The 11,992-nt window shown below is 52.5% G+C and carries 6 protein-coding genes; all 6 read left to right on the top strand.

Features of this window, described 5'->3' with window-relative positions:
- Positions 1–3: 3 nt before the first annotated feature.
- Positions 4–1,488, top strand: coding sequence for a sulfatase family protein (locus E9954_RS10250; RefSeq protein ID WP_136079085.1), 1,485 nt, complete (start codon positions 4–6; stop codon positions 1,486–1,488).
- A gap of 4 nt (positions 1,489–1,492) precedes the next feature.
- Positions 1,493–3,850, top strand: coding sequence for an alpha-L-rhamnosidase-related protein (locus E9954_RS10245; RefSeq protein WP_136079084.1), 2,358 nt, complete (start codon positions 1,493–1,495; stop codon positions 3,848–3,850).
- Positions 3,798–5,555, top strand: a complete 1,758-nt coding sequence (locus E9954_RS10240) for a beta-L-arabinofuranosidase domain-containing protein (RefSeq protein ID WP_136079083.1) — start codon at positions 3,798–3,800, stop codon at positions 5,553–5,555. The genes E9954_RS10245 and E9954_RS10240 overlap by 53 nt, the downstream gene beginning before the upstream one ends.
- Positions 5,556–5,697: 142 nt before the next feature.
- On the top strand, positions 5,698–7,530 hold the full coding sequence (locus E9954_RS10235) for an FAD-dependent oxidoreductase (RefSeq protein ID WP_136079082.1): 1,833 nt from the start codon (positions 5,698–5,700) through the stop codon (positions 7,528–7,530).
- 7 nt (positions 7,531–7,537) lie between these two features.
- Complete coding sequence (locus E9954_RS10230; protein WP_136079081.1) at positions 7,538–8,968, top strand: sulfatase family protein; 1,431 nt, start codon at positions 7,538–7,540, stop codon at positions 8,966–8,968.
- A 15-nt stretch (positions 8,969–8,983) separates the two neighbouring features.
- The gene (locus E9954_RS10225) at positions 8,984–11,992 is read left to right on the top strand and encodes a glycosyl hydrolase (protein ID WP_136079080.1); all 3,009 of its coding nucleotides are present in this window, start codon (positions 8,984–8,986) and stop codon (positions 11,990–11,992) included.

The raw sequence follows: 11,992 nt of genomic DNA, 5'->3' as shown, positions 1-11,992 counted from the left end.
AGAATGAAGAGATTAACCACAACCCTGTTTTGTTTGAGCCTGTTAACTTCGGCTCTGGCCACCGAGAAACCTCTTCGACAGGCTCAGGGCAGGCCGAACATCCTCTGGATTGTCGTCGAAGATATGTCCTGCCATTTTGGCTATCAGGGCGAAAAATTGGTGCACACCCCGAACGTCGACAAACTGGCCGGAGAGGGCGTTGTTTTCGAGAACGCCTATGTTGCCGCGCCGGTCTGTTCCGCCAGCCGGTCGGGCATGATTACCGGCATGTATCAAACCTCCATCGGCGCGCACAACCATCGCTCGTCGCGCGGCGCGCATAAAATCCAGCTGCCGAAAGGCATAAAAACGATTCCCGAAATTTTCAAGGCGAATGGCTATTACACCTGCAACAGTCAGGAAAATCCGAAGAGATACGGCAAGGAGGATTACAACTTCGTCTATAGCCGCAAAAAGCTCTACGACGCGCCCGGTTGGTCCAAGCGAGCCAATGGTCAGCCGTTTTTTGCGCAGATCCAGCTGCGCGGCGGAAAATTGCGCAATGTTGAAAAATGGAACGATGAAGTAAACCGCGCGATCCCTGAGCATTTGGTGAGCCCTGATGAGGTAACCCTGCCGCCGTACTATCCTGACTGCGCCGAGTACCGCAAAGATTGGGCGGAATATCTTAACTCGGTAACCTTCACCGACCTCGAAGTTGGCAAGATCATCAAGCGCTTAAAAACGGAGAAGTTGCTGGATAACACCGTTATTTTCTTCATTACCGACCACGGCATCAGTCAGGCACGCGGCAAACAGTTCCTCTACGACGAAGGCGCGCGCATTCCGTTTATCGTCTGGGCCCCAAAACACTTAAAACCGCAGGTTAAAGAGGAGCTCATTGCCCATATCGATATGGCGGCGACTTCGTTGGAGTTTGCCGGAATCAAAATCCCCGAAACTATGGATGCCAAACCGCTGTTTAACGAAAACCATCAACCGCGCGAGTTTGTGGTCACCGCCCGCGACCGGTGCGATGAAACGGTCGATCACATCCGCAGCGTCCGGAAGGGGAATTTAAAATACATCAAAAACTACCTGCCGAATCGTCCCTATCTGCAACCCTGCGACTATAAAGACACCAAGCCTTGGATGCAAAAACTGCGCCAATTGGATCAGCAGGGAAAACTCAATGCGGCCCAAAAAATAGTGACCGCCCAAACGCGTCCGACCGAGGAACTGTACGATCTGTCCGCCGATCCGTTTGAAATCAACAATTTGGCTGCGGATAAAGCCTACGCTTCAAAACTGGAAGAGTTGAGAACCCTCTTGTCCGGCTGGGTAAAAGACACGGGCGATCAAGGAATATCCCCTGAAAGCGAAGAAAGCTACGGCAGTAGTATGGCGGCTTATTTATCAGGTTTTATAAGGCGCAAAGACACCGAGAAGGTTCAATCCATCGAGGCCAATATCGCCGTAATGAAAAAATGGGCATCTGAAGGGAAATAAGCGTATGAAAAAATTAATGCTAATAGGAATGCTGCTGAGCTCAACCGCGTTCGGGTTCGAATTTAAAACCGACTGGAACGCAAAATGGATCGGGCTTACCGAAAAGTCTGCCGTCAATACCTGGCTCGCGTACCGCACCCAGATTGAGCTGGATTCGGTGCCTGAAGAGGTGATCGCCAACATCGCGTGCGACAGTAAATACTGGCTCTGGATCAACGGCGAAATGGCGGTCTTTGAAGGGCAGTTGAAACGGGGTCCCAATCCGAAGGATACCTATTACGACCCGGTCGACATTGCCCCTTATCTGAAAAAGGGCGATAACACCATCGCGGTTTTGATGTGGCACTTTGGCAAACACGGCTTTTCGCATAACAACAGCGGAAAGGCGGGGTTGATTTTTGATACCCCATTGTTTCATTCGGACTCCTCGTGGAAAGTCATCAAGCATCCGGCGTTCGGCATGACCGGAAAACCGCTTCCGAATTTCCGTCTGCCCGAATCCAACGTCCTCTTTGATGCCCGCAAAGATTTGGGCGACTGGACCGCGCCGGCATTTGATGATACCGCTTGGCAAAATGCGGCTGAATTGGGCACACCGCCCTGTCGTCCGTGGGGCCGACTCGCCAAACGTCAGATTCCGCAGTGGCTCGATTCTGGGTTTCGGAAATATGAGCAGGTCACCAAAAAAACAAACAAAGACGGTTCCACAACCGTTACCGGCAAGCTCCCGTATAACTGTCATGTCACTCCGTACATCAAGCTGAAAGCGAAGGCGGGAAAAAAGATCGATATCCGTAGCGATAACTACATCGTGACCGGAAACGCGTGTGTTCGCAGCGAATACATCACCAAAAATGGAAATCAGGAGTTCGAAACGCCCGCTTGGATCAACGGCCATCACATCCACTACAAAATCCCGCAGGGCGTCGAAGTTCTCGAAATCCTTTACCGAGAAACCGGCTATGACGCGGATGTGGTCGGTATGTTCGAATGCGACAACGCGCGGCTGAACGAACTGTGGCAAAAATCGTTCCGAACCCTTTACGTTACGATGCGCGATACCTACTTCGACTGCCCGGATCGCGAACGCGCCCAGTGGTGGGGCGATATGGTTAACGAAATGGGCGAAGCCTTTTACGTTTTCGATGCGGTCAAAGGGCCGATGTTGGCCAAAAAAGGTATTTACGAGCTGGCGAAATGGCAGCGCGACGACAAGGTGCTTTATTCGCCAATTCCGGCCGGAGTGCCGAAACCGGGCAACCGTAAGGCGAGAAGGAAGGACGGCACTTGGTATAAAGAGTTGCCGCGTCAAATGCTCGCCAGTGTGGGCTGGTACGGGTTCTGGTATTATTACTGGTACACCGACGACCAGCAGACGATCGTTGATGTCTACCCGCACGTCAGGGATTATCTGTCGCTCTGGAAATTAGGGGCTGACGGCCTGGTGATCCATCGGACCGGCGACTGGGACTGGACCGACTGGGGCAAACACAAAGATGTGCCTGTGGTGGAAAATGCCTGGCTCTATCTCGCGCTTAAAGCTGCGGTCGAAATGGCGCAACTTTCCGGGAACACGGCCGATATCGCGGGCTATCAGGCGACGATGAAATCGATTGAGGCGAACTTCAACAAAACCTTTTGGGACGGCAAACAGTATCGGAGCGCGACGCATAAGGGGCTGACTGATGACCGCGCCAATGCGATGGCGGTGGTTGCCGGACTGGCAAAACCCGAATATTATCCCGCGATTCAGCAGGTGCTGAAACAGGAGTATAACGCGTCGCCGTACATGGAAAAATATGTGCTCGAATCGCTCTTCATAATGGGTACTGCGGATCAGGCGGTTGAGCGGATCTTGAAGCGGTTCGCCAAAATGATCGATGCTCCGATCTCAACGCTGTACGAAAATTTCGGCGGCGGAGAGGATCGCGCGAATCACGGCACGATCAACCACGCCTGGTCCGGTGGCGGACTGACGATGATGCACCAATATGTTGCCGGCGTGCAGCCCACCAGCCCGGCTTTTAAAACCTATTCGGTCAGGCCGCAAATGGGACCCCTTAAACAGATTCGCACCAAAGTCCCAACCCAATTCGGCACCATCGAAATGGAGCTGAACAAAGCCGAAGACGGAGTACTTTCAATGGATTTGACCTCGCCGACGGGAACCACTGCCACGGCGGTCCTTCCGTTAGGCGAAAAGACGAATATTTTAAAGGTAAATGGAACCGTGGTTTGGATAGCCGGAACGCAAAAAAAATGTCCGGCTGGTTGCAGGTTTCAGGGGATAACGAACAACGAGATCCGGATTGAGCTATCTTCCGGTCAATGGTCTATCGAACTTAAAACAAAGGAGAAGTAAGATGAGAAAAACAACTACGGCATTATTCTGTTTGGGCATGTTGACATCGGTTTGGGCCGGTCAGCAAAGTGAACGCGCCAGCATTGGTCTTGAAAATATCCAGATAAAAGGAGATTTGGAAAAACGGATTCATCGAAATTTTGACCGGTTGGAAAGCGAGCGCTTTCAGCCCATCGTGGATAAAGGGTGCCTTCGTGTTCCCCAATACAGTTGGCCGGGCGATATGGAAGGGCGCACCATTCTGTCGCTGGCTATGTTGCAGCAGGCCGGTGAGCGCGATGCCAAATATCTGCCCAAAACGATGGAAGTGGTGCCCGGTCGGATGAATGAGCTGGGCTATTTCGGCAAAAATTATTTCCCGAAATGTGACGAGCAGCAGCTTTCCGGGCATGGCTGGCTCCTGCGCGGATTGTGTGAGCTGTATCTGGATCGCAAAGACCCCTCAGTTAAAAAGATGATTGAAAACATCGTCGATAATCTGGTGGTTCCGACCCAAGGAAAACACAAAGTCTATCCGATCGACCCGACCACTCGCGCAAAAGGGAAGGGGAGTTATTCTGGCGAGGTTGCCGGAGTGGAAGGCGTCTGGCGTCTTTCGACCGATGTGGGTTGCGACTTCATCTTTATGGACGGTGTCATTCAAGCGGCCGACGTTCTTAACCGCAAAGATATTTACCCGATTATCGACGAAATGGTCGCCCGCTTCCTAGAGGTGGATCTGGTCGCCATCGAAGCGCAGACCCATGCAACGCTGACCGCATTGCGCGGCCTGGTTCGCTATGCGGAAATGACCGATAACCCCGAACTGATCGCCGAAACCGAAAAACGCTTCGACCTGTATGTTCGGGAAGGTTCCACTGAGAATCATGCGAATTACAACTGGTTCGGGCGCCCGACCCATACCGAGCCCTGCGCCTTTATCGATGGGTTTATGGTCGGGTACCAACTTTGGCAAGCTACCGGCAACACCCGCTATCTGGAAGAGGCGCACAGAATCTACTTCAACGGAATGGGGCACGGACAACGTGCAAATGGCGGATTCGGCTGTGATAAATGTCTCGGCAGTAAAGATGCAAACCTTTACCTGAGCAATCCTGAAGCGTGGTGGTGCTGCTCTATGCGCGGTTCTGAAGGGTTGGTCAAAGCGGCGGAATACAGCTTTGTGCAGTCCGGCAATACACTCATGCTCCCGTTCTTTAACGATGCAACCGTCGCCTTTAAAGGCGGCATGCTGAACATTTCCACCGCGTATCCGTACGACGGATCCGTAACGGTTAAGGTGGAAAAAGCACCGGAATCCGGAACCGCGCTATCTTTTTTCAAACCCTCTTGGGCTGGAAAAACGGCCGTCGCGCTTAACGGTAAAAGCGTAGAATCCGCTGAAAAGGATAACTTTGTCTCCGTAAACGCGGCGTTGAAAGCGGGCGACACGCTGGTTTACTCCTTCAAGCAGGAGCCTTATCTGGCGGATACCCACAACATCCACACAATCAAGGGGTATCAAAAGGTGTATCAGGGGCCGTTGGTGCTGGGCGCGATGACCAAAAAGGAAACGACCTTGCCGAAAAACGCTAAGCTAAAGTGGAATGCTCAGACCAAAGAGATCAAGCTCGGCAAATTGAAGCTGGCTCCGATCAATGATGTCATTGATGTCATGTACGATCGCCAAACCTACAAGCGTCAAGTGCTCTGGAAAAAGAACTGATCCCGCGTTGAATGATTAATTCATGTTCAATAGCTGTAGTTTCCTACAGGAGACAGCAGCTATTGATTAAACTATAAATACTGAGAACGGTAAAAACTGGATGGTCCGTGGATTTATAACTTTTAGATAAGGAGACGTTATTATGAACAGAAGAGAATTTACCCGAATTGTGGGCGGCACCTCGGTTGTCACCGCCCTGGCACCGAATTATTTATTTGCTAAAAACACCCTGTCATCTGCTGGTGTTTTGCTGGAAGCCTGCACCTTTAAGAATCGAGGCGGCTGGAAGCTCGATACTCAGTTTTATCAGCAGATGGGTGGCTGTTATTTGTTAGCACACGGGATGGGTAAGCCGGTGGTTGATGCGATGACCGATGTGACCATTCCGAAAGATGGAAAGTGGTATGTTTTCGTGCGCACAAAAGACTGGTGTCCGGGCAACTGGGATGCGCCGGGTCAATTTAAAGTCGCGATTAACGGCAAGGCACTCGATACGACCTTCGGCACCGAAAAGGGCTGGGCTTGGCAGAGCGGAGGCAAAGTAGCACTCAAAGCCGGAACGAATACGGTGACGCTGAAAGACCTGACCGGTTTTGAGGGGCGTATTGATGCAGTCTATTTTTCGAAAGAGAAAAACCCGAAGCTTCCGAGCACACCCGCTGATGTGATGGGCTGGAAAGATCAACTCTCTGGTCGTAGCAAGCTGACCGTGAAAACGGAGCAATATGAGCTGGTGGTTGTCGGGGGCGGAATGAGCGGTTGTGCCGCCGCATTGGCCGCTGCAGAGAAAGGGGTCAAAGTGGCCTTGATCCATGACCGTCCTGTTTTCGGCGGTAATGCTAGTGCCGAAATACGGGTTCACACGCTGGGAATCCACGGTAAGAGTAAGCGGCTTATCGATAAAATTGATACCGAACACTGGCCGAATGGTGATGCCCGCGCCATTCAGGATCAGAAAAAACGTGAAGCTAGCATGAAGGCCAGTGAAGTGGCGCTGTTTGCAAACCATCTTGCGATTGGTTTGGAGAAGGATGGGGATACGATTGTCAGTGTGGACGCCCGGGATTCCCGGACCGGCGTGATCCGCCGTTTTAAGGCGGCTCAGTTTATTGACGCTACGGGTGATGGCTGGCTCGGCTACTGGTCCGGCGCAACTTGCCGTTACGGGCGCGAAGCAGCATCGGAATTTGGCGAGGAGTGGGCTGAACATGGCGACCTGTGGAGCCCGAAAGTGGCGGATAACCGCGTGATGGGAACCAGTATCCTGTGGAATTCAAAACAGGGTCAGACGAAATCGACCTTCCCGGAGGTTCCTTGGGCGCAACCGGTATCAAAGGACTCAGCCAAAATTAACGGCGAATGGTTCTGGGAGTATTCGGACAATGACCTGCATCAGATCCGCGATGCCGAACAGATCCGCGATCATATGTTCCGCGCCATTTACGGTAATTTTTCCAATGCGAAGAAGTTGACGGAGAACGATCTGGTTGAACTGAAGTGGGTGGCCTATATCGGCGGACGCCGTGAATCGCGCCGCATTATGGGAGATCATATTTTCACAATGTCAGACTGCAGGAGTGGTATTGAATTCCCTGACAGCGTAGTTGAAGAGGTCCGGCCCATGGATGGGCATTATCAGCAATCAGAGACCGGATTAAAGTACTCTTATATCTCGAAAGCAATGCACTTTCGGGGAACATACAAAGGCGAGAAAATCAAAAGAAAGACCTATTACATCCCATTTCGTAGTTTATACGCCAAGGACATCAATAATCTTATGATGGCCGGACGATGCTTCAGTTGTTCTCATATCGGGCTCGGTGGTCCGCGCGTGATGAATACCTGCGCTCAGATGGGTGTGGCAACCGGGTGCGCCGCCTCATTATGCATCCAACACAATGCCAACCCGCGCGCGATTGGGAAAGATCACATCAAAGCGCTCCGCAAGATGATCGGCTATACAGCAAAAGGATAGATAGAAAATGAAAAAAATGATAGCCGCCTTCGCGCTTTTTACATCGGTTCTTTCCGGGTTTTGTCACGAAGCCCCTAATGTGTTGTGGATCTACGTGGACGATATGAGCGGCTGGCTGGGCTGTTACGGTGACTCAACGGTTCCCACGCCCAATATCGATATGCTCGCGGAGCAGGGCGTAAAATTTAATCGCGCCTATATGCCCGCGCCGGTTTGCTCAGCGACCCGCTCGGCACTGATCACCGGCACCATGCAAACCTCGCACGGTTTGCATCAGCATCGGACGATGATCAAAAAGTCGCTGCCTGAAGGGGTAACTACGATTCCGCAATTGTTCCGTAAAGCGGGGTACCTTACCTTCAACGAAAAGAAAGCTGACTACAACTTTACCTATAAACAGAACGACCTGTTTTCGCCCGAATTTAAGCGACCCAAAAAGAACGCCATGCGCAGTCATCTGGTCGGACATGATTTAACTTGGCTCAAACAGCTGAAAGGCAAGCAGTTTTTCGGGCAGATCCAGCTTTATGGCGGAAAATATCAGGGCGAAGCGGGGAATAAATATCCCGCCCCAAGCCGCATAAAAGAGAGCGAAGTGACCGTGCCACCGCAGTACCCGGATAATTCCGTGATGCGCAACGCCATCGCCCGCCACTATGAGCAGATCGCTTATTGCGACAGTCAGGTCGGCGCGATTATTGATGCGCTCAAGAAATATGAAATTTGGGATAACACGATCGTCTTTTTCTTCACTGATCACGGTTGCCAGATGCCGCGCGCCAAGCAACATCTTTATGATGAAGGCGCTCAGGTGCCCCTGATTGTTTGCTGGCCTAACGGGAGTCAAAAGCTGGCAGAAAACGGAACGGTTCGTGATGATTTGGTTAGCGGAATCGATATCACCGCCAGCTCGCTCGCGCTGGCCGGAATGGATGTGCCGGACTTTATGGAGGGAAAAAATCTGTTTGCGGAAAATTATCACCCTCGCGCGTGCGTGATTTCGGCCAAAGACCGTATGGGCAACGCGATCGATCACGTCCGTTCGGTCCGGACCGATAAGTTTGTCTACATCAAAAACTACATGACCGACCGGCCGCTGTATCAGCCGGCATACCGCGATAAATTTGCCACTTTCATTAATATCAGAAAGCTGTATGCCGAGAATAAGCTCACGCCGCTGCAAGCCTCATACCATGACGCCGCACAGCGGAAATCCGAAGAGCTCTATGAGTTCACCAAAGATCCCAACCAGCTGAACAATCTGGCTGATCATCCCGAATATGCCGCGATCCTCAAAAAACACCGCGCGCAGCTGGAACAATGGGAAAAAAGTACGGGCGATAAAGGCCTGATCCCTCCGAGCGAGGCGGAACTCAAAAAAGTATATAACGGCGCAAAAGACCGATGCGTGAACCCGGAATACGATATTTTTAAATAAGGTGGAGTGGAAAAAATGATGAAGAAAATAATGTGTGTTTTAGCACTCTGTGGATGCGCCGGTTTGTCAGCGGTTGCCTCAACCGCCTCGCTGGAATCCGGGTTTAAGAAGCCCGCCGATGAATATAAGCCGTGGACCTGGTGGCACTGGATGAACGGGCATGTAACCCGCGAATCGATTACCCGCGATTTGGAAGAAATGAAGCGTTCCGGTCTGGGCGGTTTCGGCCTCTGGAATACGCACGAGGGAATCCCCAAAGGCCCCGTAAAGTACGGAACGCCCGAATGGTGGGAGTTGGTGGAACACACCATGAACGAAGCCGAACGGCTGGGCCTGTTTATGGAAATATTTAACTGCGCCGGCTGGTCGGCCACGGGGGCTCCGTTTGTGACGCCCGAAATGGCGATGCAGGAAGTCGCGTGGACCGAGGCGCGCTTTAATGGTCCCGGCAAGGCGAAGATTCAGCTCACCGTTCCCAAAGCCGTGCTCGGGCTGGAACGGGATATGAAAAAGAATCCCAAGATTAATCAGCGCTATTACATGCCCCGTAAAGGATTAGAGGGTTGTTTTCGCGATCTCGCTGTCTTCGCGGTTCCCTCCATTCCAAAAGGCGAAAAGCCACGGACGCTGAAAAATTGGCGCGAAAAAGCCGGTTTCGCCAAGCTCGCGGGCTACATGAATCCCGACAAGCTCAAGATTCCGAAAAGCCAGTTGATCCGTCAGGATCAGGTTATTGACCTTTCTGAGTACATGAACGCTGACGGATTCCTAGAATGGGAAGCGCCCGCTGGCGAATGGACGATCCTCCGGATGGGATACCAACCGACCGGACGCGGGAACCATCCCGCCGCTCACGGTGGCAGAGGGCTTGAAATCGACAAAATGTCGGCGGCAGCCATGGACTTTTACTGGGAACACTTCCTCAGTCGGGTTGTCCGCCTCGCCGGGGATCGTGCCGGAACCGTTTTTCAGAATATATTGTGCGACAGCTACGAGGCCGGACATCAAAACTGGACCGCCGGGTTTGATCAGAAATTTATCGACCGCCACGGCTACGATTTAAAAAAGGTGCTGCCGATTTTGACCGGACGGGTCATCCAAAGCCCCGAATATACCGAGCGGGTGCTATGGGATTACCGCAAGCTGATCAGCGACATGATCGTCGGAAACTACTACGGGCGGATGCAGGAAAACTGCGCCAAAGCCGGTGTGAAATTCGCGTCGGAACCGTATGGCCGCTACGGCAACGCGAACGATTTTGATATGGCGGGGAAAGTGGATATCCCGACCTGCGAATGGTGGGCCAATTTAAAGCAGCAAGACCGCATTGGCGAAGCGCGGCTCGTTGCGTCTGCCGCCCACACCTACGGACGCAAAGTCGTCAGCTCCGAGGCGTTTACAGGATCGCCAAAGCGGATTTTTGAATCGCACCCCGGCGGCATCAAAGTGCAGGGCGACTATTTCATGGCACAGGGCGTCAACAAATTCTGTTTTCACACCTGGGCGCACGATCCGTACGAACAGGCACCCGGTCTTGGTCTGGGCACCTACGGCTCGCGCTTTGATTCGCGCAATACATGGTGGCCGTATGTGGGAGACTTTCTCGAGTATCTCGCCCGCAACCAGTATATGTTGCAGCAGGGTAAGTTTGTCGGTGATGTGGTTTGCTATGCGGGCGAGGATGCTCCGCTGAAAAGCGGGCATTTGTATCGCGGCGGACATATCCTCAAGGATTTGCCGTACAGCTACGACTACTCGATGTGCAACACCGAAATTCTGATGCAGTTGACCGTAAAAAAAGGGCGCTTGTTGACGAAAAACGGTTCGGATTTCGGTGTCCTGCAACTCCCGCATTCGCCGTGGATGTCGGTCGAGGTGCTGAAGAAAGTGGAGGAACTGTTGAAAGCTGGTGCCGTGATTTCAGGTGCCAAACCCGCCTCGGCACCCGGGAACACCGCGAAAGCGGAGCGCGATCAATTTGCCGCTTTGACGAAACGGATTTGGGGCGCGGCCAATGGCCGAAAGGTCAAATCAAACCAATACGGGCAGGGCGTCATCTATTGGGGCGAGCCGCTTAGCAACATTCTGAAAAAGCACGGCATCGCGCCCGATTTTAGTTTTTCGGTTGTCGGCACACAGAAGCTGGGTAAAACAATGTACCCCGGTGTTGGAATCGACTTTATTCACCGCCAGGTCGGCGCGGATGAGGTTTACTTTTTGAGTAACCAGCACGCGGTGACTAAAACCGTGAAAGCCCGTTTCCGCGTGAGCGGAAAAGTACCGGAGCTTTGGTTCCCCGACAGCGGCGAAATCTGCAAGCTGAGCGCCACTCCAAGCGGTAGCGAACACACCGAAATCGAACTCAAGTTTGGCCCGAACGAGGCCTACTTTGTGGTGTTCCGCGATCCGAGCGTCGCGACCGCGACGAAACCCGCGCCGTGGTCGAAAAAAGAGCAGCAAATCGCGGATTTGAGCTCCGACTGGAATTTGAACTTTTCCAACGGCGGATCAGCGTCAATGGCTCAACTTCAGTCGTGGACGAAACTCGATAAGCTGAAATACCATTCCGGAACGGCGACTTATCAAAAAACATTCGCCCTTACCAAACAGCAGCTCGCGAAAGCCGATGAAATGTTGATCGATCTGGGTCAAGTCGACGTGATCGCCGAAGTCAAGGTGAACGGCAAAAACTGCGGGATCGCCTGGAAACCGCCGTATCGGGTGAATATCGCCAACGCACTCCGCGCGGGCGAAAATAAAGTTGAAGTGACCGTCGCCAACCTATGGGTCAATCGCCTGATCGGCGACCAGCGCTTTAAAGACGATCACGTCTGGACGACGGAGACCGGCTCGACTGCCAGTGGAATGGGACTGAAAAAAATTCCGGATTGGGTGCTCAACAACAGCGAGCGTCCGGTCAAAGACCGCACCGCTTTCTATGCATGGAAATGGGATCACATCAACAGCAAGAAGCCGCTGCTCTCTTCTGGTATGCTTGGTCCGGTAAAACTAATCGCCCGCTAA

Source organism: Pontiella desulfatans (assembly GCF_900890425.1).
Lineage (GTDB): Bacteria > Verrucomicrobiota > Kiritimatiellia > Kiritimatiellales > Pontiellaceae > Pontiella > Pontiella desulfatans.
This window is presented reverse-complemented; position numbering and strand designations above follow the sequence as displayed.